The 23517-nt window shown below is 64.3% G+C and carries 20 protein-coding genes; 2 read left to right on the forward strand and 18 right to left on the reverse strand.

Annotated elements, in window-relative coordinates:
• The 8 genes from ASN89_RS20855 to ASN89_RS20890 all read right to left on the reverse strand — a co-directional run.
• Nucleotides 1-1221, reverse strand: a 1221-nt coding sequence (locus tag ASN89_RS20855) for an FAD-dependent monooxygenase (protein WP_200969097.1), incomplete at its 3' end; no start/stop codon positions are given.
• Complete coding sequence (locus ASN89_RS20860) at nucleotides 1218-2837, reverse strand: AMP-binding protein (protein ID WP_058050614.1); 1620 nt, start codon at nucleotides 2835-2837, stop codon at nucleotides 1218-1220. The genes ASN89_RS20860 and ASN89_RS20855, both read right to left, overlap by 4 nt.
• 93 nt (nucleotides 2838-2930) lie before the next feature.
• Complete coding sequence (locus ASN89_RS20865; RefSeq protein ID WP_046682629.1) at nucleotides 2931-3638, reverse strand: response regulator; 708 nt, start codon at nucleotides 3636-3638, stop codon at nucleotides 2931-2933.
• 86 nt (nucleotides 3639-3724) lie between these two features.
• Complete coding sequence (locus ASN89_RS20870; RefSeq protein ID WP_235502032.1) at nucleotides 3725-7888, reverse strand: two-component regulator propeller domain-containing protein; 4164 nt, start codon at nucleotides 7886-7888, stop codon at nucleotides 3725-3727.
• Nucleotides 7889-8007: 119 nt separating this feature from the next.
• Nucleotides 8008-9177 carry a patatin-like phospholipase family protein gene (locus ASN89_RS20875; protein WP_034751717.1) on the reverse strand — a complete coding sequence of 390 codons (1170 nt, stop codon included), beginning with the start codon at nucleotides 9175-9177 and terminating at the stop codon, nucleotides 8008-8010.
• Between the two features lie 108 nt (nucleotides 9178-9285).
• On the reverse strand, nucleotides 9286-11061 hold the full coding sequence (ggt, locus tag ASN89_RS20880) for a gamma-glutamyltransferase (RefSeq protein WP_058050616.1): 1776 nt from the start codon (nucleotides 11059-11061) through the stop codon (nucleotides 9286-9288).
• 72 nt (nucleotides 11062-11133) lie between these two features.
• The gene (locus ASN89_RS20885) at nucleotides 11134-11892 is read right to left on the reverse strand and encodes a 3-hydroxyacyl-CoA dehydrogenase (protein ID WP_058050617.1); all 759 of its coding nucleotides are present in this window, start codon (nucleotides 11890-11892) and stop codon (nucleotides 11134-11136) included.
• Nucleotides 11893-12050: 158 nt separating this feature from the next.
• The gene (locus ASN89_RS20890) at nucleotides 12051-12473 is read right to left on the reverse strand and encodes a hypothetical protein (protein WP_058050618.1); all 423 of its coding nucleotides are present in this window, start codon (nucleotides 12471-12473) and stop codon (nucleotides 12051-12053) included.
• Between the two features lie 282 nt (nucleotides 12474-12755).
• On the opposite strand from ASN89_RS20890, the gene ASN89_RS20895 reads away from it, so the two are divergent.
• Nucleotides 12756-14825, forward strand: coding sequence for a TonB-dependent receptor domain-containing protein (locus ASN89_RS20895; protein ID WP_052755556.1), 2070 nt, complete (start codon nucleotides 12756-12758; stop codon nucleotides 14823-14825).
• Here ASN89_RS20895 and ASN89_RS20900 read toward each other — a convergent pair.
• Nucleotides 14822-15322, reverse strand: a complete 501-nt coding sequence (locus ASN89_RS20900) for a glycine zipper family protein (RefSeq protein ID WP_058050619.1) — start codon at nucleotides 15320-15322, stop codon at nucleotides 14822-14824. The two genes, ASN89_RS20895 and ASN89_RS20900, sit on opposite strands and share 4 nt — an antisense overlap.
• 14 nt (nucleotides 15323-15336) lie before the next feature.
• Entirely contained in the window at nucleotides 15337-15573 is a 237-nt protein-coding gene (locus ASN89_RS29340; RefSeq protein ID WP_058050620.1) for a hypothetical protein, read from the reverse strand.
• 24 nt (nucleotides 15574-15597) lie between these two features.
• Here ASN89_RS29340 and ASN89_RS29345 point away from each other — a divergent pair, with 24 nt between their 5' ends.
• A complete protein-coding gene (locus ASN89_RS29345) occupies nucleotides 15598-15792 on the forward strand; it encodes a hypothetical protein (RefSeq protein WP_058050621.1) in 195 nt (64 codons plus the stop codon).
• Nucleotides 15793-15943: 151 nt separating this feature from the next.
• Here the strand turns inward: ASN89_RS29345 and ASN89_RS20915 are convergent, their stop codons facing one another.
• From ASN89_RS20915 to ASN89_RS28765, 8 genes are all read right to left on the reverse strand, one after another.
• The gene (locus ASN89_RS20915) at nucleotides 15944-18067 is read right to left on the reverse strand and encodes a sodium-translocating pyrophosphatase (RefSeq protein ID WP_058050622.1); all 2124 of its coding nucleotides are present in this window, start codon (nucleotides 18065-18067) and stop codon (nucleotides 15944-15946) included.
• 179 nt (nucleotides 18068-18246) lie between these two features.
• Nucleotides 18247-18903 carry an adenylate kinase gene (gene adk, locus ASN89_RS20920; RefSeq protein ID WP_034782090.1) on the reverse strand — a complete coding sequence of 219 codons (657 nt, stop codon included), beginning with the start codon at nucleotides 18901-18903 and terminating at the stop codon, nucleotides 18247-18249.
• A 244-nt stretch (nucleotides 18904-19147) separates the two neighbouring features.
• The gene (gene kdsB / locus ASN89_RS20925; RefSeq protein ID WP_058050623.1) at nucleotides 19148-19903 is read right to left on the reverse strand and encodes a 3-deoxy-manno-octulosonate cytidylyltransferase; all 756 of its coding nucleotides are present in this window, start codon (nucleotides 19901-19903) and stop codon (nucleotides 19148-19150) included.
• Between the two features lie 2 nt (nucleotides 19904-19905).
• Nucleotides 19906-20082: a Trm112 family protein gene (locus ASN89_RS28325; protein WP_010395789.1), complete on the reverse strand. Its 177-nt coding sequence runs from the start codon at nucleotides 20080-20082 to the stop codon at nucleotides 19906-19908.
• A complete protein-coding gene (lpxK, locus tag ASN89_RS20930) occupies nucleotides 20063-21118 on the reverse strand; it encodes a tetraacyldisaccharide 4'-kinase (protein ID WP_058050624.1) in 1056 nt (351 codons plus the stop codon). The genes ASN89_RS28325 and lpxK overlap by 20 nt, the downstream gene beginning before the upstream one ends.
• Before the next feature lie 112 nt (nucleotides 21119-21230).
• On the reverse strand, nucleotides 21231-21671 hold the full coding sequence (locus ASN89_RS20935) for an ExbD/TolR family protein (RefSeq protein WP_046682637.1): 441 nt from the start codon (nucleotides 21669-21671) through the stop codon (nucleotides 21231-21233).
• A complete protein-coding gene (locus tag ASN89_RS20940) occupies nucleotides 21668-22273 on the reverse strand; it encodes a MotA/TolQ/ExbB proton channel family protein (protein ID WP_058050625.1) in 606 nt (201 codons plus the stop codon). Before ASN89_RS20940 ends, ASN89_RS20935 begins: the two co-directional genes overlap by 4 nt.
• 606 nt (nucleotides 22274-22879) lie before the next feature.
• On the reverse strand, nucleotides 22880-23269 hold the full coding sequence (locus tag ASN89_RS28765; RefSeq protein WP_152988638.1) for a hypothetical protein: 390 nt from the start codon (nucleotides 23267-23269) through the stop codon (nucleotides 22880-22882).
• Nucleotides 23270-23517 lie beyond the last annotated feature (248 nt).

Below are 23517 nucleotides of genomic sequence, written 5' to 3' on the forward strand. Positions count from 1 at the left end.
GAGCATGGGCGGCAATGGCTCTGGCGACAGCATCGCGCCAGCCTGCTCGCCCGCGCGCCGCGCCAGCCACTGTTCATAATCGGCCACGTATGCGGGGTCGCGCAGGCGCAGGTTTTCATGCGAAATGCGCTGGCTGCGCGTGAGCATGGAATAGGCGAACTGCGGCGCTTCCATGGCGCTGTAGCGCTCGACGTTTTCAAACCACTCCATGGAATTGCGCGCCGCGCTCTGGATTTTCAGCACCTCGATGGCGCGCAGTTGCTGGTAGGCGGCCAGCGCAGCGTCGGCATCCCCATGCTGGCCGAAGCAGCGCGCCAGCTCGATGGCGTCTTCCAGCGCCAGCTTGGTGCCGGAGCCGATCGAGTAATGGGCCGTGTGGGCAGCATCGCCCATCAGCACGACGGGCACGCCATCCTGGCGATGCACCCATTGCCGGCAGACGATGCGCGGGAAGGTGATCCACTGCGCCGAACCGCGCAAGTGCGGCGAATTGCTCAGCAAACCGTGGCCGTCGAGCTCCTCGGCGAACAGGGCTTCGCAAAAGGCGATGCCCTCTTCCTGGCTCATGGCGTCCAGGCCCGCCGCGCGCCAAACGTGTTCGGGCGTCTCGACGATGAAGGTGGAAGTATCGCCATCGTATTGATAGATATGCGCCTGGAACCAGCCGTGCGACGTCTGGCGGAAGGCAAACGTGAAGGCCTCGAATTTCTTGCGCGTACCCAACCAGACGAAGCGGCAATGGCGCTGGTCGACTTCGGGCTGGTAGCTGGCCGCATAGCGCGTGCGGATACGGCTGTTCAAGCCGTCGCTGGCGATCACCAGGTCGGCGCCGTACTGCTTCGCGATGGCCTGGTCGTCCTGCACCTCCGTCTCGAACACCAGCTGCACGCCAAGTTCCTCGCAGCGCGCCTGCAGGATGTTGAGCAGGCGCTTGCGGCCGATGCCGCAAAAGCCATGGCCGCCGGATCGCACGGTCTCGCCCTTGAAGTGAATCTCGATATCGTCCCAGTGGTTGAAGGCCTGCAGGATGGCGCGCGCCGTCGGCTCGTCCGCATTCGCCAGGTTGCCCAAGGTCTGGTCGGAAAACACGACGCCCCAGCCAAACGTGTCGTACGGGCGGTTGCGCTCGATGACGGTGATGCGGTGATCCGGGTTCTGCTTTTTCATGAGCAGGCTGAAATACAGGCCGGCGGGACCGCCGCCGATGCAGACAATATTCATGGGGTGTCCGTGCGAAGTTTGAAGCGCTGCAGCTTGCCCGTTTCCGTGCGCGGCAGCGAAGGCAGGAAGCGGATGGCGCGCGGATATTTATACGGGGCGATCTGCTGGCGCACGAAGTCCTGCAGTTCGGCCGCCAGGGCATCGCTGGCCTGGCTACCGTCTTTCAGCACCACGTGCGCCTCGACGATCTGGCCACGCTCGGCATCGGCGCGCCCGACCACGCCGCATTCGGCCACGGCCGGGTGGCGCAGCAGCGCCTCTTCCACTTCCGGACCGGCGATGTTGTAGCCGGCCGAGACGATCATGTCGTCGCTGCGCGAGCGGTAATAAAAATAGCCGTCGGCATCCATCTCGAAGGTGTCGCCCGTCAGATTCCAGCCGTTCTGCACGTACTCGCGCTGGCGCGGATCGGACAGGTAGCGGCAACCGGTGGGGCCTTTCACGGCCAGGCGGCCCGTCACGCCGGGCGGCTGCGGCACGCCCGCATCGTCGACGATGCACGCCTGGTAGCCGGGAATCGCCTTGCCGATGGCGCCGCGGCGGATGCCCTCGCCCGTGGCGGAAATGAAGATGTGCAGCATTTCAGTCGCGCCGATGCCGTCCGTCATGGCCAGGCCCGTGGCCGCCTGCCAGGCGTCGCGCGTGGCCAGCGGCAGCGCTTCGCCGGCCGACACGGACAAGCGCAGGCTGCGCAAGTCGTGGCTGGCCGCCAGGGGTGCCATCTGGCGGTAAAAGGTGGGGGCCGTGAAGCAGATCGTTGCTTGATAGGCGCCGATGGCGCACAGCAGGCCCTCGGGCGTGAGTTTTTCCAGCAGTACGGTGGCCGCGCCGAAGCGCAAGGGGAACAGCAGCAGGCCGCCGAGGCCGAAGGTGAACGCCAGCGGCGGCGTGCCGATGAAAATGTCGTCGGCGCGCACCTGCAGCATGGAGCGGGGAAAGCAGTCGCAGATGGCCAGCAAGTCGCGGTGCATGTGCATGGTGCCTTTGGGGATGCCCGTCGTGCCCGAGGTAAAGCTGATCAGACAGACGTCGTCGGCCGCCGTGTCGCATGCAGAAAATGACGCAGCGTGGGCCGCCATGCGCCGCTCCAGTTCCCCGTCAACAGCGCCAAAGCACAGCATGGGCGGCAGAGATGGCACCGCGTCGAGCTCCGCGCGCAAACCCTGCGCGCACAGCACGGCGTTTACTTCCGCCTTGCTCACGATGGTGGAAAGTTCGCGCGCGCGCAGCAGCGGCATGGTGGGCACGGCGATGCAGCCGGCCTTCAGCACGGCCAGCAGGCAGGCCGCCATCATGGGAGTATTCGCGCCGCGCAGCAGCACGCGGTTGCCGGGGATCAGGCGCAGGTCGCTGCGCAGCACGTGGGCGACGCGGTCGACATGCCGCGCCAGCTCGGCGTAGCTCCAGCGCTGGCCGTCGGCCAGGACGGCAGTACGCTCGCCGCCGCCATTGGCCACGGCAGCATCGAGCAGCGCGGCGACGCAATTGAGGCGCGCCGGATACTGCAGCTCGGGCAAATCAAGGCACAGCTGCGGCCAGAGTGCGCGCGGCGGCAAATGCGTGCGCGCAAAGTCGTCGTGGGGAGATGCGGCGGTAGGCGAAGGGTCGCTGCTCATGCTCATCCTGGCTGGTGACGGGCGCGTGCACAAGGCCCGGAAGCAGATACTTTAAACCTAAAGTATTTTTCCAGCAAGCAGAAAACAGCAGATTCAGTCGGCGCAGTCCTGCTGTAACAAACGCGCCTGCTGCGCCACGCTGCGCGCCAGCGCGGCCAGGGCCGTTTGCATCTGCTCGCCGTCGAGCACCGCCGACTGCAGCAGTGCGCTCATGCCGGCCTCCGCGCCATGCAAGCCCAAGGTGCGGCAACCGAGGTGCAGCCGTTCCAGCTGCTGGCGCGCCTGGGCCGGCTCGCCACGGGCCAGCAAGGCGTCGACCTGTTCGCTGGCACCGCCGATCTGCCCCTGGAAGCCCGTCAAGTAGGCCAGCAGGCGTTCGCTGTCGATGCCCAGCCGCTGCAAGGTATCGCGCGGCGCCTCGGCCGGCAAGGCGGAAACGTCGAAGCAGGCGTCGATATGCTGGCGTACCTGCTCCGGCTGGAAGGGCTTGACGATGTAGCCGGCGGCGCCGGCCTGCACGGCGTCGCGCACCGTGTCCTGGTCATTGGCCGACGAGACGAGCACCAGCGGCATGGCGTCGAGCGCGCTGTCGGAGCGGATTTTCTGCAGCAGCTCCATGCCGGACAGGCGCGGCATGCGCAAGTCGCAAAAGCACAGCGAGGGACGCAAGCCGCCTTCGAGCTGCTCCCACGCGGCCGCGCCATCTTCGGCTTCCACGATATCGTGCACGCCGCAGCTGTCGATCAGGTGCATCAGCACCATGCGCGACACGACATCATCGTCAACCACCAGTACTTTCATTGCTTTCTCCATTGGCGGCAGCGTCAAGGTGCCTGGCCATATTCTACCCAGTTTCGCCGCGCGCCCGATGGCCGGCATTGCCTATTTTACATTTCCTGGCCCGAAACGGCTATTTGCGCCAACAGTGCGCGCAATTGCGGCAAATGCAGGGCCACCTGCGTCCAGCGCCCGCCATCCGCCGCCTCTTCCATTTCCGTGCACAGCATGTGCAGCTGCGTTTCATCGAGATAGGCGGCGCTGCCCTTCAAGCCGTGCAGCAAGCGCCCGGCGTTGTCCTTGTCCCGCGCCGCCAGGGCGTCGTCGAGTTCGCGCAAGCGGCCCTCGAGGTCGGCGACGAAGGCGACGCGGATGCGCCGCTGCAGTTCGCCGCTGCGGATGGACTGGGAAGGCGCCGGAACAGGAACTGCCGGCGCGATGCCGAACAGGGCGTCGAGTTCGGCCTGCCCCCGCGCCGCGCCGCGCGGTGCGTTCGAGGGCATGCGCGGCAACATGAAACCGCGCTGCAGCTGGCGCTCGATGGCGCGCGCCAGCAAGCCATGCAGCGCCGCCTCGTCCACCGGCTTGCTGAGGAAATCATCCATGCCGACGCCAAGATAGCGGCTGCGGTCTTCTTCGCTGGCGTTCGCCGTCAGGGCCACAATCATCAATTCCTGGTCGCGCACGGGCTGGTCCGGCCAGCCGCCCACGCGGATCAATCGCGTCGCCGTGGCGCCGTCCATCTCCGGCATGCGCCCGTCCATCAGGATCAGGTCATAGCGCGTATGCACGCAGGCCGCCACCGCCAGCACGCCGTTGGCGACCACGTCGACCCGGTGTCCCAGTTCTTCGAGCATGACGCGGATGATGATCTGGTTGGTGGGGAAGTCTTCCGCGCACAGCACGCGCAACTGGTGGCTGTGCGGCGCCAGCGCCACCTGCGGCACCAGCGGCGGCGCCACGCCATCGGCCAGCGGCAAGGTGAAGGCAAACGTGCTGCCCTGCCCCGGCGTGCTGGCCACTTCGATCTCGCCATCCATCAGTTCGACCAACTGGCGGCAGATCGCCAGGCCCAGCCCCGTGCCGCCGTAGCGCCGCGTGGTGCTGGCGTCGGCCTGCTCGAACTTCTGGAACAGGCGCGCCATCGCATCGGCATCGATGCCGATGCCGCTGTCGCTGACGCTAAAGCGGATCAGGTTGACCTTGCGCCCGCCGCTGCCGCTGGCCACGCCGGCCCGCTCGACGCAGACGCTGACGCCGCCGCGCTGGGTGAACTTGAAGGCATTGCCGACCAGGTTGACCAGCACCTGGCGCAAACGGGTCGGGTCACCCACGACGAAGGGCGGCAGGTCGGGCGCGAAATCGATGGAAAAGCCGATGCTGCGCGCGGCCGCCTGCTCTTCGAACAGAGTGACGACCGTCTCGATGGCAGCGCCGAGCGCGAAGTCGATGTTTTCAATACTCAGCTTGCCCGCCTCGATCTTGGAAAAGTCGAGCAAGTCATTGATGATCACCAGCAGCGACTGGGCATTGGCCTGGCCGCGCAGGATCTGTTCGCGCGTGGCGTCGTGCAGCTGCTCGTCGCGCAGGGCAAAGCCCAGCATGCCGATCACGCCGGCCAGCGGCGTGCGCATCTCGTGACTCATGTTGGCCAGGAATTCCGACTTCTGGCGCGTCGCATCCTCGGCCTTGCGCTTGGCCTGGCGCAGGCTTTCCTCGTTTTTCGTCAGGCTGCTGTTCACTTGCGCCAGCTTTTCCGACTGGGCCAGCACTTCGATTTCCTTGCTCTGTAGCTCAGCCGTGCGTTCGCTGACCTGCTTTTCCAGTTCATTCTGCTGATGCCGCAGCGCGCGCACGCGCTGGCGGTAGGCGCCATACACGGCGCCCAGCAGCAGCGCCGCCATCAGGGTGCGGAACCACCAGGTTTTCCAGAACGGCGGCAAGATCGTGATGGCCAGGGTGGTGCCGCTCTCGTTCCACACGCCGTCCTTGTTGGCCGCCTTGACGCGAAACACGTAATTGCCCGCATCGAGGTTGGTGTAGGTGGCAAAGCGCCGCCCCGCATCCGTCATGACCCAGTCCTGGTCGAAGCCTTCGAGCCGGTAGGCGAATATATTGCGCTGGGGTGCGGCGAAATGCAGGGCAGCAAATTCCAGCGAAAAGACGCTTTCGCGGCTGGTCAGCACCAGCTTGCGCGTGTGGTCGATGGCCGTTTTGAGCACGTGTGCGAACTCGCCGCGGCCGATACCCACGGGCTTGTTGAAGATCTGCAGCTCCGTGACGGCCACCAGCGGCGGCACGCGGTTGTCATGGATATCCTGCGGCACGAACGCCGTCATGCCGTTGAAGCCGCCGAAATACATGGTGCCGTCCGACGCGCGCAGGGCCGCGCCATCGAAATACGAGCCTTCCACCGTGCCGTCCGCGCTGTCGTAGTTGCGAAACAGGCCGCTGCGCATGTCGAGCCGCGTGATGCCGCTATTCGTGCTCAGCCACAGTTGCTCGTTGTCGTCGCCGAGGATGCTGGCGACGGCGTCGTCGGCCATGCCATCCTTGCGCAGGAAACGGCGGAAGCGGATCTCGCCTTTCGCGTCGACGTCCATGCGGTTCAAGCCATTGGCCGTGCCCACCCACAGCACGCCGCGCTTGTCCTCGTGCAGGAAATGCACTTCGTCGTGGCTGAGGCTCTGCGGGTTTTGCGGGTCGTGGCGAAAATGCCGGAAGCGGCCGCTGGCGCGGTCCAGCAAGTCCAGGCCGTGGAAGGAACCTATCCACAGCCGCCCCTTGCCGTCTTCCAGCACGGGCCGCACCATGTTGTCGGACAGGCTGTTCGGGTCGGCCGGATCGTGGCGGTAAGTGGTAAAACGCTTACTGGCGGGATCGAAACGGTGCACGCCGCCCCGCGTCGAGACCCACAGCATGCCGCTACGGTCGCTGACGATATTGCGGATGGTGTCGCTGTTCGGGTCGCCGGCGGCAAAGCGCATGGTAAAGAAGCGTCCCAGGGCCGGATCGAAGCGGTGCAAGCCCGTCGAGCCGCCCACCCACAGCACGCCGTCCGGCGCCTTGTACAGGGTCGTGACCTGCTCGTCGCGCGACATGCCGGGCGCGCTGCGCAGGTCGAACAGGCGCGAGCTGCCGTCGCGCGTGTCGTACAGTTTCAGGCCGCCCTTGGTGGCCAGCCATAGCTTGCCATTGCCCGCGTCGGCCACGGCGCGCACTTTCTTGTCGGCCAGCGCGCCCACGTCGCCGGGGGCGCGCGCCATGCGCGAAAAGCCGACGCTGCCCAGGTCGACCCGGCTCACGCCGTTGTACCAGGAGCCGACCCAGAAAGTGCCGGCGCGGTCGCGGTACAACGATGACAGCTGGTTGTCGGCGACGCTGAACTTGTCGCCCGTCTGGTGGCGGTATTGCAGGAAGGTGCCGCTTTCGGGCAGCCAGCGGAACAGGCCATCGGCATTGCTGCCCAGCCAGACGGTGGCGTCGACATCCTGGTACAGGCTGGCCACGCGGATGGCGGAGAAGCCATGTTTCTCGCCGAAGCGCACTCTCGATTGCGGCGGCTGGCCGGCGGCGCCCAGGCGCCAGCGCTCGGCGCCGGCCATGGTGCCTATCCACAGGTTCTGCTGGCGGTCGATCAGCAGCGACTGGATCACGTTGTACTTCGAGCCGGGCGTCGCGTCGACGGCGAAATGCTCGAAGCGCTCGCTGCCCGGCGCCAGCATGTCCAGGCCCGTGACCGTGCCGATCCACAGGCGCTGCTGCGCGTCCAGTGCCAGCGCCTTGATTTCATTGTCGCCCAGGCTGTGCGGATTGCCTTCTTCATGGTGCCAGGTGCGGAAGTGGCCCGTGGCGGGATCGAAATGCTGCAAGCCGTCCGACGTGGCGATCCAGAAGCCGCGCGCGCCATCGTCGAGAATGGCGTGGATATGCCGGTTTCCGTTGCCGCGCTTGCTCTTTTCGGCGGGGCCGTAATGGATGAAGGTCTGGCTGGCGGCGTCGAAACGGTCCAGGCCATTGTCCGTGCCCACCCATAGCTGGCCCTGGCTATCGACATGCAGTTCGCCCACCCAGTTGTCGGCCAGGCTGGTCTTGTCGCCCTCGATATTCTTGTAGACGACCATGCGGTAGCCGTCGTAGCGGCTCAAGCCGGACTGGCTGCCGAACCACATATAGCCTTGCCGGTCCTGGGCGATGGCCAGCACCGATTCCTGCGCCAGGCCCTGGTCAACGCTGAGCTGGTCGAAACGCAGGGTGGGCGCAGGCCCCGCCACGGCCCATCCGCCCATCAGCAGAATTAATAGTAAGGCAACATCGAAAACACGTCGAAATACCAGCACAATCGTCCTGTCAAAAAAACGCGAAAAACCCGCACGCCGCTCCAAGGGCCGTCTCAAGAACCAAAAAACGCCAGTACATCGTCCTTGCGGGCCTGCGTATCGCGCTGTCCAAGACGGATCAGCTCGTTAGTATACGTCGATTCGAACAATAAATACGATGCCAGCGCCGCCCCGCGCGCTTCGGCCGCGCCGATGCCCGACAACATGGTGCGGATGGGACGCGGCAAACTGCCGATATGCCGGCTGGCGATGGCGTCGAGCCGCTCGGACGGCGCGATGACCAGCAATTCCACGGGCCGCAACGCTGTCTTGCCCAGCAACTCGGGCGGCAGCATGGACAGGGTCAGGTTGATGCGGTTCAGGCGCTCGATGTCGACGGCCAGGCCATCGAGAAAGATCGACGACAGCGCGTGGCCGGCGATCTGCGCCAGGCTCGGGTAGCGCGCCGCTTCGGACGCGGCGGGCGCCGGCTCCGTCATGCGTCCCGCGCCCACCACCAGCACCTTGTTCGCGCCCAGGTGGATGGCCGGCGAGATCGGCGCCAGCTGGCGCATGGAACCGTCGCCGCAGTATTCGCGCTGGCCGCCCACGTACAGGGGCACGGCGGGGAAGATGAAGGGGATGGCGGCCGAGGCCAGCAAGTGCTCCACGCCGATCTGGTCGGGCAGGGCCAGGCGCTGCGTGCGCACCCACGGCGCGATGTCCTCGGCCGTCTGGTAAAACGTCATGTGGCGGCTGCCCGAATACGACGACGCCGTCACGGCCAGCGCATGCAGCAGGCCGTCGGCCAAGGCCGCGTCCAGGCGCGGCAGGTCGAGCATGCGGTGCAGCAGGCTGACCAGCGGGGTATTGTCGAGCAGGGAACTGGGCGGCGACGCATGCCACTGGCGCAGCAGCCAGCCAAACGACAGCAGGGACAGCCAGCGCGCGCCCGAACGGATCACGCCCAGCGAATCGGCCCGGTAGACTTGCTCGACTTCGATGTGCTGCCACACGTCGAGCAGCTTTTGCACGCCTTCGCCGAAGTTATCTGCCCGGCAGGCCAGCGCCGTGGCGTTGATGGCGCCGGCCGAGGTGCCGCAGATGATGTCGAACGGGTTGCGCGCCGGCGCCCAGCCCGCTTCCCACAGAATCGCTGAAATCGCTTGCAGCACGCCCACCTGATAGGCGGCACGGGCGCCTCCTCCCGTGAGTATCAAGCCTGTTTTATTTTGCATTCCCATGCCGGCAGATTAGCAGGGTCTGGATGCTTTGTGGAAAAGATTCGGGGTCAGACCCGTTGGGTCTGACCCCAGCTTTTTCCTTTGGGCTAAACAGTAGCAATCAAAAAATCAATCCCCCCTGACCATCCCTTCTCTTCTCGGATCCGCCCCCCCAAACCAGAAATCCTTGCCATGCGCATTCAGGCGCATGATGCCCTGCAAGCCCGAGTTCTGTTCGATCACGCGCACCTCGTGGCCCATGGCCTGCAGCGCCTCGACTTGCGCTGCCGGCGCGCGGCCCTTTTCCAGTTCCGTCGGGCCGTTGCGGCTGCCGAAGTTCGGCAGGCTGATCGCCTGCTGCACGTTCAAGCCCCAGTCCATGGTGCCGACCAGTACCTTGGCGACATAATTGATGATGGACGAGCCGCCGGGCGAACCCGTGGCCAGCACCAGCTTGTGCGTGCCCTTCTCGAACACGAGGGTGGGCGACATGGCGCTGCGCGGACGCTTGCCCGCTTCGACCCGGTTGGCGATCGGGCCGTCCGCATCGCGCGAATCGAACGAGAAATCCGTCAGCTGATTATTCAGCAAAAAGCCGTCGACCATCTGGCGCGAACCGAACGCGTCTTCCACGCTGGTGGTCATCGACAGGCCGGCCCCAAAAGCGTCGACGGCCACCAGGTGCGATGTCGACGGGCGCTGCAAGGCGTTGTCCATGCCCCACGCCACCTGCATGCCGGGCGGCGTGCCGGGCAAGGCGCGGCCCATGGATTTCTCGCCGATCAGGGAAGCGCGCTGCGCCAGGTAGGTTTTGTCGAGCATCGAGGCGACGCCATTGCCAGGTAGCGGCACGAAGTCCGTGTCGGCCACGTAGCGGTTGCGGTCCGCGTAGGCCAGGCGCCCCGCTTCCGAGAACAGGTGGATCGCTTGCGCATCGAGCACGCCGTCGACGGGCGCATACGGACGGATATCCTTCACTTCCAGGATGCCCAGCATCTGCGCGATGGCGATGCCGCCCGACGATGGCGGCGGCATCCCGCACACGGTCCAGGCCTTGTAATCGCTGCAGACGGGCTCGCGCACCTTGGCCTTGTAGCCGGCGATGTCGGTCACCGTCAGCTTGCCCGGATTGGTCGGATGCGACGCCACCTTGGCGGCGATGTCGCGCGCGATGCGGCCGTTGTAAAAAGCGTCGGCGCCGCCACGGGCGATCTCGCGCAGGGTGCGCGCCAGTTCCGGATTCTTCAGCACGTGGCCGACGGGCCAGGCCTTGCCCTCTTTGTCATAGAAATACGCGGCGGCGACAGGGTCGCGCTTCAGGGCCTGGTCCCAGTTCAGCAAACCATTGAGGCGCTGGCTGACGGGAAAGCCGCCGTGCGCCAGCTTGATGGCGGGACCGAACAGGGTGGCCCACGGCAGCTTGCCGTGTTCCTTGTGCGCCAGTTCCAGCATGCGCAGCACGCCCGGCGCGCCCACGGAACGCCCGCCCACCACGCCCGTGGCGCGCGAGACGGGGCTGCCGTCCGCATTCTGGAACAGGTGCTCATCGGCGGCGGCCGGCGCCGTTTCGCGTCCGTCGAACGCCTGCACGCCCTTGGCCGTGGAGTACAGCAGGAATGCGCCGCCGCCGATGCCCGACGATTGCGGCTCGACGAGGGTCAGTACGAGCTGCGTGGCGATGGCCGCGTCAATGGCGCTGCCGCCCTTTTTCAACATCTGGTAGCCCGCATCGGCAGCCAGCGGGTTGGCGGCGGCGACCATGAATTTCTGCGCCGCCCAACCCGATTTTTCCGCATACGCGGTGGCGACTTCCGGCGCCTTTTGCGGCACCTCGGCAAATACGGGACTGGCAGCGAGTGCTCCCAGCAAGGTCAGGCTCAGCGCCAGCGGCTTCAATGTGATCATGCTTACTCCGGTAAAGATACCCGGGTATGCTACCTCAAATGCCGGCCACGGCGCTGCACCCTGACCGAGGGCTTACTTCGGCTGCATGCGGATGGCGCCATCTAAACGTATCGTTTCGCCATTGAGCATGACGTTTTCCACGATGGCTTTCACCAGCTGCGCGTATTCACCGGGCTTGCCCAGGCGCGATGGGAACGGCACCATCTTGCCCAGCGCATCCTGCACTTCGGCCGGCATGCCGAGCAGCATCGGCGTTTCGAAAATGCCGGGCGCCACTGTCATCACGCGAATGCCGTTGCGCGACAGGTCGCGCGCCATCGGCAGGGTCAGTCCCACCACGGCCGCCTTCGACGAGGCGTAAGCCGCTTGGCCGATCTGCCCATCGTAAGCCGCCACGGAAGCCGTGTTGATGATGATGCCGCGCTCGCCTTCAACGGTGGCATCCTGCTTGGCCATGGCGTCGGCCGCCAGGCGGCACATATTGAAGGTGCCCACCAGGTTGATGTTGACGACCTTCTGGAACAGGGCCAGCGGATGCGGGCCGTCCTTGCCCACGGTTTTCACGGCCGGCGCCACGCCGGCGCAGTTGACCAGGCCGCGCAAGGTACCCAGCTTGGTCGCTGCCGCCACCACGGCCAGGCCGTCTTCTTCCGACGTCACGTCGCACTGCACGAACACGCCGCCGAGTTCAGCCGCCAGCGCCTGGCCCGCCTCCGTCTGCACGTCGGCCAGCACGACCTTGCCGCCAGCCGCCGTCAGCATGCGCGCCGTGGCCGCGCCCAGGCCCGATGCGCCGCCCGTGATGATGAATACATTGTCTTGAATCTGCATGAAATCTCCTGAGTATGCTGAGTAATAAGGGCCATGTTCCCGGCGCCTGATGGTTACATGGTGCCATAGTTACGTTTACGTAAACGTAATGTCGGCGACAATTGTAGCCATTTTTGAGCGCACCGCGCGAAAACTTGCAGGACCAGCCTATGGCAGGACTAAAAACACTGGATGAAAGCGCCATTGCGGTGGCAGATGCGCCCGTTGGCGTCGAGCGTGGCGTTGCCCGCGCCGTTGTAGCGCGCGCCGGCAGCATCGCGGCAACCGCCCGTGTCGCAGGCGCCGATGGGCTGTGGCGCACGCGGCATGGGCACGGCCGGGCTGGGCGGCAGGGGCGCCATGGGCACGACAGGAGGTACAGGCTGCGCCGGCATGCGGCCGATCACCTGCGGCACGGAACGGCGCGGCTGCACGGGCGGCGCCGGTCGGCATGGTTCCTCTAGCAGCTTGCCGCTGTCGCGCGGGTCAAGCTGGCATACGGGCAAATCATCGGAAGCGGCCTGCTCCTGAGCGCCGGCATGGTCGCCAGCGAGCAGCATGGCGCAGGCCAGCACCGGTATCGCTTTTTTCATCGTCTTCATGCCGCCTCTCCAAGCATCGATCTCATGGCGTTCATTATTGGCACACGCCGTGACAGATGCCAGCGCGCGTAACAATTTCTCACGCTTGTAGCTGCCGTGCACATGCTGCAACGGTGTTTTATTTCCTTTCAGCACTTTCCTTCTTGCCAGGATAGCATTACAATAAGAACGATTCTTATTCTCATTAGCAGAATGGGAGCGCAGTTTATTGCATTTTCAATCATTTATACCCGAGCCACCCGGAAGGCAGCCAGGAAAAAAACAACATCCGGAAAGTTCACCATGACCAAGCGCAGTCCCGCCTTCGCAACCTTCGCAGTCCCCGCCGCCATTCCCGCCCGTCCCCGCCATTGCGCCACCCTGCTCCTGCCCTGCCTGCTGTCCTTGGCCGTCAGCAGCGCCTGGGCCGAAGGCAATGTGGCCGCCGACCCGACCATGAACACGGTGGTGGTCACCGCGTCGGGCACGGCCATCGACATCAAGGATGCGCCGGCCAGCATCAGCGTCATCACGCGCGAGGAAATCGAGCGCCAGCCCGTGTACGACCTCAACACCCTGCTGCGCCGCATCCCCGGCGTGACGGGCGGCACCAGCCCGGTAGGCGAAGAATCGAAGATCAAGCTGCGCGGCCTGCCCGACAAATACACCTTGATCCTCGTCGACGGCAAGCGCGTGGGCAGCTCGGCCGACACGGCTTACCGCCCGGACCTGGGCCGCCAGGACTTGAACTGGATCTCGCCCGACATGATCGAGCGCATCGAAGTGGTGCGCGGCCCCATGTCCTCGCTGTACGGCTCGGACGCCATGGGCGGCGTGATCAACATCATCACGCGCAAGGTGCCGGGCAAGTGGAACGGTTCGGCGACGGCCAACTACACGCAGCCGCAGGACAGCGGCCGCGGCACGGCGCACCAGCTGGGCGTGAACCTGGCCGGTCCCCTGTCGGACACGGTCGGCATGCGCCTGGGCGTGGGTCAGACGCGCCAGAATCCCGATGAAAAAGCCATCGGCAAATCGGGCGGCATCGGCGGCGAACGCAACCAGACTGTCACGGGCCAGCTGAGCTGGGCGCTGGACAAGAAGCAGAACCTGACGCTGGACGCCAGCTACGGCAAGCAGCAGTCGACGGATTCGACCACGCTCGACGCGGACGGCTACCCGCTGTTTGGCGCCTGGGGCGCGAGCAAGCTGATACGCAAGAGCGCCAGCATCGGCTATGAAGGCCGCTGGGATTTCGGCAAGGCCATGGTCAACCTGTATCACAACGATTTCGACAACGAAGTCGTCGGCACGGTGGCCAAATCCAAGGACAGCACCCTCGACGCCAGCCTGGAAAAACGCGTCGGCTGGGGCGGCATCGAGCAAATGCTGGTGATGGGCGGCCAGTGGAAACACCAGGAACTGACGAACACGGACACCATCGGCACCATCCCTACCGATTACCTGGGCAACCCCGTCAGCGGCGCCACCCTGTCCGGCACCACGTCGGCCCTGTTCGCGGAAGACCAGCTGTTCCTGCGCGACAACCTGACAGCCACGGCCGGCCTGCGCCTCGACCATCACAGCAAGTTCGGCAACCACTATAGCCCGCGCCTGTACCTGGTGTACCACCCTGCCCCCGCCTGGACCATCAAGGGCGGCGTGTCGCAAGGCTTCCGCGCCCCGAGCCTGAAGGAAAATTCGCCGGCGGCGGCCACGCAGTCGGGCGGACGCGGTTGCGGCAGCCTCAAACCGCTGGGCTACATCACGGGCGGCTGCTACATGGCCGGCAATGCCGACTTGAAGCCGGAAACGAGCACGGCCGGCGAGATCGGCGTGGCGTGGGAACAGAATGGCTGGGACGTGGGCGTGACGTACTTCCACACGGATTTCAAGAACAAGATCGACTACGCGCCGCTGGGCTTTTACCAGAAGCAGTGGTGGACCAAGATGACGAATATCCAGAAAGCGCGCACCAGCGGCGTGGAAGCGACGGCCACCATCCCGCTGACGAAAAACCTGAACTGGCGTAACAACGTGACCTACATGGCGGAAGCGAAGAACCTGACGACGGGCGCCAACCTGCTGTCGACGCCGAAACTGTCGTGGTACTCGGCCCTGGGCTGGCAAGTCAACGACCAGCTGTTCGGCGAAGTATCGGCCCAGTACACGGGCAAGGAACTCGATGCGGGCCAGGCGGCCAACAAGGCCTACACCATCGTCGACACGGTCGTGTCGTACAAGGTTACGCCCAAGTGGACCGTGCGCGGCGGCGTGGAAAACCTGTTCAAGAAAGGCCCGCTGGCCGATGGACTGGTCGACTATTATGTGCCGGGACGGCGCATGTTCGTCGGCCTGACGTCGCGCTTCTAATAGCGGGGCGGCGGCGTATCGGGCGGCGGCGTGGCGGCATTGGCCGGCACGCTGCCCAGCATCTGCCCGGCGACGGGCACCTTGTGGCCGCTCGCGTACATGCATTGCTGGTAGGCGTAGTCATAGCGGCGCTGCATGCCATACGCGGAACTGTCGGCCGCGCCCGTGCCCGCCAGCGCGCCAAAGACCAGACCCGTGCCGGCACCCACGCCGGCGCCATGGCTGCCATCGATGGCGGCGCCGGCCACCGCGCCCAGCACCGTGCCCAGGGCCGCACTGCGCACGCCGCTGTCGGCCGCGGCCTGCTGGGCCGAACTGCCGCCCAGCTGCGCCTGCGCATAACCGCGGCAACTGGCGTCATCGCCCTGGAATTGCGCGAAACTCTTGCCCGTGCCGGGCAAGACCATGGCCGATGGCCCTTGCGGCATCACCGTGCATGCCGCCAGCAAAAGGGGCGCCAGCACGCCCCCACACACTGCGCCTGTTTTCCCGTTCATGTCGCACCTCGCCTTCAGCGCACGCTGCCCGGCGCCACAGCGCGCCACGGCAGCGTGCAACTTGTCACGTAGGGATAATAGCCTTGCGGCTGGCGGCAGTAGTACCACATTGGCGCCGTCGGCACCCCGCCCTGCTCGACATACACGGGCGGCGCGACGGGCAGCGGCTGCACCACGACCGTGCGTCCGTACGGATGGCGGTACCACGGGTCGCCGTACCAGCCCGGCCCGTAGCCCCAGCTCGAACCCATCCATATACCCACATGCGAGCGGCCATGGACATGGCCGTGTCCATGATGGCCGTGATGGCCGTGATGGCCGTGAAAGCCGTGTCCGCCGTGCCGGCCATGTCCGCCGGGATCGGCCCAGGCGCTGCCGGCCAGCGCCAGCCCCACCGCCACGGCCAGCCCCCGCATCAGCCAGCGCCGTTTGCTCTCCTTGTCCATGATGCCTCCTGCTGCCTGAAGTGACTTCCTTCATTATTGGCAGGCGGCTGACGCAGGCAAGGCGCTGTAACATTTGCTCACTTTTGATACGCGCAAGATATGGAACCCAGGAAATTTTGATGTCCCCAATGTGAAACAGCCCCGTGGCAGGGGCTGTTTGAGGGTAAAACGCGTTTTATTGCGCCGGCAAGCTTTGCACCGGTGTGGCCGGCGCCAGGATGGGCGGCACGGGCGCGTGGATCGGTGCCGGCGCCTTGACCGCCAGCCAGCCCGTGGCCGGCAGCAACGGCACCAGCAGCAGGGCCACGATATTGATGATCTTGATCAGGGGGTTCACTGCGGGACCGGCCGTGTCCTTGTACGGGTCGCCCACCGTGTCGCCCGTGACGGCCGCCTTGTGCGCATCGGACCCCTTGCCGCCGAAGTGGCCATCCTCGATGTATTTCTTCGCATTGTCCCAGGCGCCGCCGCCCGTGGTCATGGAGATGGCCACGAACAGGCCCGTCACGATGGTCCCCATCAGCAGGCCGCCCAGGGCCGCAGGCCCCAGCAGCATGCCCACGACGATGGGCACCACCACGGGCAACAGCGAGGGCACGATCATTTCACGGATGGCCGATGCCGTCAGCATGTCGACGGCCTTGTCGTATTCGGGCCGCGCCGTGCCTTCCATGATGCCCTTGATGTCGCGGAACTGCCGCCGCACTTCCACCACCACGGCGCCGGCCGCCCGGCCCACGGCTTCCATCGCCATGGCGCCGAACAGATACGGTATCAGGCCGCCGATGAACAGGCCCACGATGACCATGGGGTTCGACAGATCGAAGGTGATGTGCTGGCCCACGGATTCGAGCGCATGCGTGTAGTCGGCAAACAGCACCAGCGCGGCCAGGCCGGCAGAGCCGATGGCATAGCCCTTGGTGACGGCCTTGGTCGTGTTGCCGACGGCGTCGAGCGGATCGGTAATGGCGCGCACGGAGTCGGGCAAGCCCGACATTTCCGCAATGCCGCCCGCGTTGTCCGTGATGGGACCATACGCGTCGAGCGCGACGATGATGCCGGCCATCGACAGCATCGACGTGGCCGCAATGGCGATGCCGTACAGGCCCGCCAATTGATACGAGACGAGGATGGCGACGCAGACGGCCAGCACCGGATACGCGGTGGACTTCATCGACACGCCCAGGCCGGCGATGATGTTGGTGCCGTGGCCCGTCGTCGACGCTTCGGCAATGTGGCGCACGGGCTTGAAATCCGTGCCCGTGTAGTACTCGGTGATGTACACCATCAGCCCCGTAAGGACGATGCCGACGACGGTGGCGCCCAGCATCTTGTAGCGCATGGCGTCATCGGGCCACAGCATCCACGTCACGACGGCAAAGCCGACCAGCGACAGGCCGGCCGCCCACCACAGGCCCGTGTACAGGGCAGACATGATCTTCGCACCCGGCTTGGTCTTGACCATCGAGCAGCCGACGATGGAAGCGAGGATGGACACGGCGCCCAGCAGCAGCGGGTAGATGATGGCCGTGCTGCTCGCCTCGGCCATCAGCAAGGCGCCCAGCAGCATGGTGGCGATCAGGGTCACGACATAGGTCTCGAACAGGTCGGCCGCCATGCCGGCGCAGTCGCCCACGTTGTCGCCCACGTTGTCGGCGATGACGGCCGGGTTGCGCGGATCGTCCTCGGGGATGCCCGCCTCGACCTTGCCCACCAGATCCGCGCCCACGTCGGCGCCCTTGGTGAAGATGCCGCCGCCGAGCCGCGCGAAGATGGAAATGAGCGAGGCGCCGAAGGCCAGGCCGATCAGCGGCTTGATCAAATCATGCTGGGTCAGGCCGGGCGCGCCCGTCGTCACCAGCAGCCAGTAGAACAGGGTCACGCCCAGCAGGCCCAGTCCGACGACCAGCATGCCCGTGATCGCCCCGCCCTTGAAAGCCACGTTCAGCGCCTGGTTGATGCCCAGGGTGGCCGCCTGCGCCGTGCGCACATTGGCCCGCACCGAGACATTCATGCCGATGAAGCCGCAGGCGCCCGACAGCACGGCGCCGATCAAAAAGCCCAGCGCCGTGTGCAGGCCAAGCAGCAGATAGATGGCGATCAGGAGCACCATGCCGACGATGGCGATGGTGCGGTACTGGCGCGCCAGATAGGCGGCCGCGCCCTGCTGGATGGCCAGCGCGATTTCCTGCATGCGCGCGTTGCCTGGATCCTGCCTCAGAATCCAGCTGCGCGACACCAAACCATAAATGACTGCGACCACGCCGCAGGCTACCGCAAACCACAAACTGGCTGCCATATCGTCCCCTTCTGTTTTTATCCGACGTCATTGCCAACAGCTGCAGACCGCACCGGGTAGGCACGCGCAGCCAGGAAAACACGACCTGCAAAAAAAACTGAACCACGAAAACGATACGGCGCCCGCCTGAAGCGCGGGCACAAAAAAGCGGACACTCAGGTCCGCTTTTCAAACACTGCTTATTCCGCCAGGGCGGCAAATGCGCTGTCGCGGATTTGCTCGACCGGACCGACGCCGGCGATGCGGCGGTATTTCGGCGCGCCTGGCAGGCCGGACTTGGCCCAGTCATTGTAGTAACCGAGCAAGACCTTGGTCTGGTTGTGGTACACGTCCAGGCGCTTCTTGACGGTTTCCGCCTTGTCGTCGTCGCGCTGGATCAGCGGCTCGCCCGTGATGTCGTCAATGCCGTCGACCTTGGGCGGATTGAATTTGACGTGGTACACGCGCCCCGAACCCGGGTGGCTGCGGCGGCCGTCCATGCGCTCGATGATCGACGCGTCAGGCACGTCGATTTCCAGCACGTAGTCGACATTGATGCCGGCATCTTTCATGGCGTCCGCTTGCGCGATGGTGCGCGGGAAGCCGTCGAACAGGTAGCCATTGGCGCAATCGGCTTCCTGCAGGCGGTTCTTGACCAGGCCGATCATGATGTCGTCCGACACGAGGCCGCCCGCATCCATGACTTTTTTCGCTGCCAGGCCCAGTTCCGTGCCTTCCTTGATCGCCGCGCGCAGCATGTCGCCCGTGGAGATTTGTGGAATATTGTATTTTTCTTTGATGAAGTTAGCTTGGGTGCCCTTGCCGGCACCGGGTGCTCCTAAAAGTATCAGACGCATTGAAAAGTTCCTAAAAAACAGATTTTGGATGGTGGTATGTGTAATTATTTTTAGATGATGTTGCTATGGCTATCTTTCCCTACGAAACTTACCACAAAAAATCCCTGGAACGCCAGTTTGCTGTCGATTTGCTATGCCCTGATTGATCAAAGCCAGCAATTATCGAAGCGGACGTTTCAAAATGTGGTTTTTACTGTAGGCGCGCAAAACTTTATTTGCACGCCTGCCGTTTTGCGGGTAGCGCTTACAGGGCGCCGTAGTGGGCTTGCACCCTGGCAAGATCTTCCGGCGTGTCGACACCGGCGGCCGGCGCCGAGTCCGTGACATGCACAGCGATGGCGTAGCCATGCCACAAGACGCGCAACTGCTCCAGCGCCTCGATCGCTTCCAGCGGCGACGCGGACAGGCCGGGATACGTTTGCAGGAACGCATTGCTATAGGCATACAGACCGATATGGCGCAGCGGCACGTAGCCGGCCGGCAAGCTGTCTTTCGACTGCGCGAAGCCGTCGCGGTGCCACGGAATCGTCGCGCGCGAGAAATACAAGGCGCGGCCATTTTTATCCAGCACGACCTTGACCACGTTCGGGTTGAACGCATCGGCCACGTCGTGCAGCGGATGGGCGCACGTGGCCATGGGGACGGCGGCGCTGATCTGCGCCGCGCAGGCGGCCAGCAGGGCCGGGTCGATCAGCGGCTCGTCGCCCTGCAGGTTGACGACGACGGCGTCCGGCGGCAGCTCGAGCGTGCGCGCCACTTCGGCGATGCGGTCCGTGCCCGACGGATGCTCGCTGCGCGTCATGCACACTTCCACGCCATGCGCGGCGCAGGCGGCGCGAATGGATTCATGGTCGGTGGCGACGATCACGCGCGCGGCGCCCGACAGGGCTGCCTGCTCGGCCACGCGCACCACCATGGGTTTGCCGCCCAGGTCGGCCAGCGGCTTGCCCGGCAGGCGCGTCGAGGCCAGGCGGGCCGGGATGATGACGATGAACGCCATCGTTATTCCACTGCGTCTTGCAGGGTGCGCGCTTCGTCCGCCCACATGATGGGGATGCCATCGCGGATAGGATAGGCGAGGCGGTCGGCGCGGCAAATCAGTTCCTGCGCCTTCTTATCGTGTTCAAGCGGGCCCTTGCAAACAGGGCAGACCAGGATATCAAGCAGTCGAGCGTCCACGACATTTCTCCACAATTTGTTGGGCCAGCGCGCTATCGATGCGCGCACTGACGGGGACGACCCACAGTCTCGGGTCGTCTTTGAGATATTCAATTTGCGCACATTTTACTGCATCCTTCTCGGTGATCAAGATCACATCCGTGTCGAGCGCCGCAAATGGCTGGTCGAGAAAGTCGTGATGGTCGGGCAAGGGCAGTTCCGTGAAGTCCAATCCGGTGCCGCGCAGCATGGCAAAGAAACGCTGGGGGTTGCCGATGCCGGCCGCCGCCACGATGCGCTGGCCGCTGGCCGCCAGGGTTGCAAGCGCCACGCTTTCGTCCCGGTTCACCAGGCGTTCGGCCACGCCGCCGGCCAGCAGCATTTGCGCCACCAGCCCACCCTGCGGCGCGACCCTGGCCACCAGTGCCGGCGCCAGCTCGGGCGCATTGATCACCGTCACGTCGCGCCGGCGCCGCGGCGATTCGCGCAGCGGGCCCGCCGGCAGCAACCAGCCATTGCCCGCGCCGCGGCCGTCGAACAGCACGATTTCCACGTCGCGCCGCAAGGCGTAATGCTGCAAGCCGTCGTCCGTGACCAGCACGTCGACGTCGGGGTGCGCGGCCAGCAGGGCCCGGCCCGCTTGCGCGCGGTCGCGCCCCACCACCACGGGGCAGCCGCCGCGCTGGAAGATCAGCAGCGGCTCGTCGCCCACCTGCTGCGGCGTGGAAGTGGCGGTGACGGCGCGCGGCAGCCGGTCGGCGCTGCCATGGCCGCGCGAAATGACACCAGGGCGCATGCCCGCGTCGCGCAAGGCTTGCACCAGCCAGATCGTCAGCGGCGTCTTGCCCGTGCCGCCGATAAAAATATTGCCGACGACGACGACGGGCACGGGCAGGCGTTCGGATTTGATGATGCTTGCCCGGTACAGGCCGCGCCGCGCGGCGCTCAGGGCGCCAAACAGCAGGGACACGGGCCACAGCGCGCACGCCAGCGGGCCGCGCGTCAGCCAGGCGCGGGTCAATGTGGTTTCAAGCTTGGCGGGGGAGGATGTAGGCATGGAGGATGACGTAAAAATGGGGTAGGTCGGATTAGCCGCGCTGCCAGGCGCTGCGTAATCCGACATGCTCGGCGGCGGCTTTGTCGGCTTACGCCGTGCCGGCTAAGCCGACCTACTTGCCACCCGCCTGCGCCGCGAACGTCAGCTTTTCATAGCCGGCCAGGCGCGCCGCTTCCATGACGTGGATGACCATCTGGTGCATGGCGAACTGGTCGGCGTTGACCACGACCACGGGCGTCTGCGCCGGGACCTTGCCGCCATTGGCTGCCTTTGCCGCGTTTTGCAGGGCGTCGGCCAGGCCGGCCACGTCGCGGAACGAGACGGGCTCGCGGTTGACCGTGTAGTTGCCCTTGGCGTCGATGGTGACGTCGATCTGCTGCGGCTTCTCTTTCGCCTGCTCGGCGTCGGCCGTCGGCAAGGTGATCTGCAGCTCCGTAAACTTGCTGTAGGTGGTGCTGACCATGAGGAAGATCAGGATCACCAGCAGCACGTCGATGAACGGGATCAGGTTGATTTCGGGGTCTTCACGCCCCTTGCCTTTGCGGAAATTCATTTGCGGCCACTGTGGACGATGTCGACGAACTTGACGGCTTGCTGCTCCATGTCAATGACGAAGCTGTCGACGAGGGCGCGGAAGTGGCGGTAGAAGACGAGGGTCGGCATGGCGATGGCCAGGCCGAAGCCCGTGTTATACAGGGCCACCGAAATACCGTGGGCCAGTTGTGCGGGATTCGAGCCGCTGGCGTTTTGCGAACCGAAGATTTCAATCATGCCCACCACCGTGCCGAACAGACCCATCAGCGGCGCCAGGGTGGCGATGGTGCCCAAGGTCGTCAGGAAACGTTCCAGCGTGTGGGCCACGCCGCTGCCCGCCTCTTCGATCGATTCCTTCATCACCTCGCGCGGCGCGTCGACGTTGCGCAGGGCGGCGGCCAGCACCACGCCCAGCGGCGAATTGCCTTCCAGCTTGGCCACCGTGTCCGGTGTGATCTTGCCGCTGCGATACACCTGCACCACTTCATCGAACAGCTTGCGGGGCAGGATCTTGGCGCGGCGCAAATACAGCAGGCGCTCGATGATCAGGGCCAGGGCGACGATGGAAGCGATCAACAACAGCCAGATGGGCCAGCCAGCGGCTTGAAATATAGCGAGCAAAAGAAACTCCTGGTAAAGGGAAGGCGATGGAGCGCCAGAACAGCCTGTATTGTACCGAGCGCCGAAGTCCGATTCTACGTGCGCGCAGGAATGGCGCAATGTAGCGCGTTGCCGCGCCGGCGGCAAGTGGCGCCTGCATGGTACTTGTCCCCAGCGTGCGGCAAGCGCCCCCCTCCCGGCGCACAGTTTTGCACACTTTGTGTGGATAAGATTGTGAGCAAGCATGAAGTCCAGCATGCAAGCCATTGATTTACATGGAAATTATCACGCTGCGCAAAATACAGGCATAGCAGCTTATCGACAGCAGTCAATGTCAATAAATTAACACTTGAAGAGTTCTGCACATTTACTGTGGACAAGATTGTGCGCAAAGCCGAGGAATGTAATCAAGTCATTGATTTGAAAGGAAATTAAATCGATGCGCAAAAAAGTGGCAGCCGACGTGCAATCGGCGGCAGATAAGCCATCAAAGTTCTGCACACAATCTGTGGACAAGATTGTGCGCAAGCTCAAAGATAGACGCTAAGTACATTGATTTATATCGTTTTTATTGCCATGCATAAAAATGTGGCAGAGGCCGGAAAGCAGGGTTTTCCACGTCCGATTTCACTTCCAAACGGCAGTTTTCCACCGCCAGCGCAGTTCCACACATAAAGTGTGGATAAGATTGTGAGCAAGCCGATTGACTCCATGCAAGAGCATTGATTTTAAAGGGATTTTTTTCTCTGCTGAAAAATAAGGCAGCAATTCGGCATGTTCACGCGGTGGAAAACCCGGACAAGCCACGAAACGGTTTATGCAGTTTTGCACACATTCTGTGGATAAGATTGTGAGCAAGGGGCGCGGTGCGATGCTATACCCTTGATTTATATAGCTATTTTTATGCTGCGCAAAATTCAGGCAAGCCATACCATGGGCCTTCCAGTGGATAAATCCGGCGCCGCGCCAGAGTTCTGCACATTTTTTGTGGATAAGATTGTGCGCAAGGCCATGCATGGCATACTAAGCGTTTGATTCATAGGCACTTTATTTCCGTGCGCAAAAATGTAGCAAGGCATTTTTATCGCTCAATCCGGGCCAGCCCGGTCATGTTTTTCCAAGGCAAAAAGTTCCGCACACTTTCTGTGGATAACTTTGTGCGTAAGTGGCAGGGGCCACACTGATGTGCTTGATATTAAAGGTTTTTTTCTCTGTGCACGCAAATCAGGCATACGGGAATTCGTCATGAAATCAATTACTTAGAA

Source organism: Janthinobacterium sp. Ant5-2-1 (assembly GCF_001445815.1).
Classification (GTDB): Bacteria; Pseudomonadota; Gammaproteobacteria; order Burkholderiales; family Burkholderiaceae_D; genus Janthinobacterium; species Janthinobacterium lividum_E.

What these genes read in the sequence shown, in the direction of transcription:
- ASN89_RS28765 (WP_152988638.1), bottom strand. Translation starts at nt 23,269, where the DNA reads ATGCATGGCCTTGCGCACAATCTTATCCACAAAAAATGTGCAGAACTC.
- ASN89_RS20875 (WP_034751717.1), bottom strand. Translation starts at nt 9,177, where the DNA reads ATGGGAATGCAAAATAAAACAGGCTTGATACTCACGGGAGGAGGCGCC.
- ggt (WP_058050616.1), bottom strand. Translation starts at nt 11,061, where the DNA reads ATGATCACATTGAAGCCGCTGGCGCTGAGCCTGACCTTGCTGGGAGCA.
- ASN89_RS20935 (WP_046682637.1), bottom strand. Translation starts at nt 21,671, where the DNA reads ATGAATTTCCGCAAAGGCAAGGGGCGTGAAGACCCCGAAATCAACCTG.
- ASN89_RS20890 (WP_058050618.1), bottom strand. Translation starts at nt 12,473, where the DNA reads ATGAAGACGATGAAAAAAGCGATACCGGTGCTGGCCTGCGCCATGCTG.
- ASN89_RS29345 (WP_058050621.1), top strand. Translation starts at nt 15,598, where the DNA reads ATGGACATGGCCGTGTCCATGATGGCCGTGATGGCCGTGATGGCCGTG.
- ASN89_RS20860 (WP_058050614.1), bottom strand. Translation starts at nt 2,837, where the DNA reads ATGAGCAGCGACCCTTCGCCTACCGCCGCATCTCCCCACGACGACTTT.
- ASN89_RS20915 (WP_058050622.1), bottom strand. Translation starts at nt 18,067, where the DNA reads ATGGCAGCCAGTTTGTGGTTTGCGGTAGCCTGCGGCGTGGTCGCAGTC.
- kdsB (WP_058050623.1), bottom strand. Translation starts at nt 19,903, where the DNA reads ATGGCGTTCATCGTCATCATCCCGGCCCGCCTGGCCTCGACGCGCCTG.
- ASN89_RS29340 (WP_058050620.1), bottom strand. Translation starts at nt 15,573, where the DNA reads ATGGGTTCGAGCTGGGGCTACGGGCCGGGCTGGTACGGCGACCCGTGG.
- ASN89_RS20885 (WP_058050617.1), bottom strand. Translation starts at nt 11,892, where the DNA reads ATGCAGATTCAAGACAATGTATTCATCATCACGGGCGGCGCATCGGGC.
- lpxK (WP_058050624.1), bottom strand. Translation starts at nt 21,118, where the DNA reads ATGCCTACATCCTCCCCCGCCAAGCTTGAAACCACATTGACCCGCGCC.
- ASN89_RS20865 (WP_046682629.1), bottom strand. Translation starts at nt 3,638, where the DNA reads ATGAAAGTACTGGTGGTTGACGATGATGTCGTGTCGCGCATGGTGCTG.
- adk (WP_034782090.1), bottom strand. Translation starts at nt 18,903, where the DNA reads ATGCGTCTGATACTTTTAGGAGCACCCGGTGCCGGCAAGGGCACCCAA.
- ASN89_RS20900 (WP_058050619.1), bottom strand. Translation starts at nt 15,322, where the DNA reads ATGAACGGGAAAACAGGCGCAGTGTGTGGGGGCGTGCTGGCGCCCCTT.
- ASN89_RS20895 (WP_052755556.1), top strand. Translation starts at nt 12,756, where the DNA reads ATGACCAAGCGCAGTCCCGCCTTCGCAACCTTCGCAGTCCCCGCCGCC.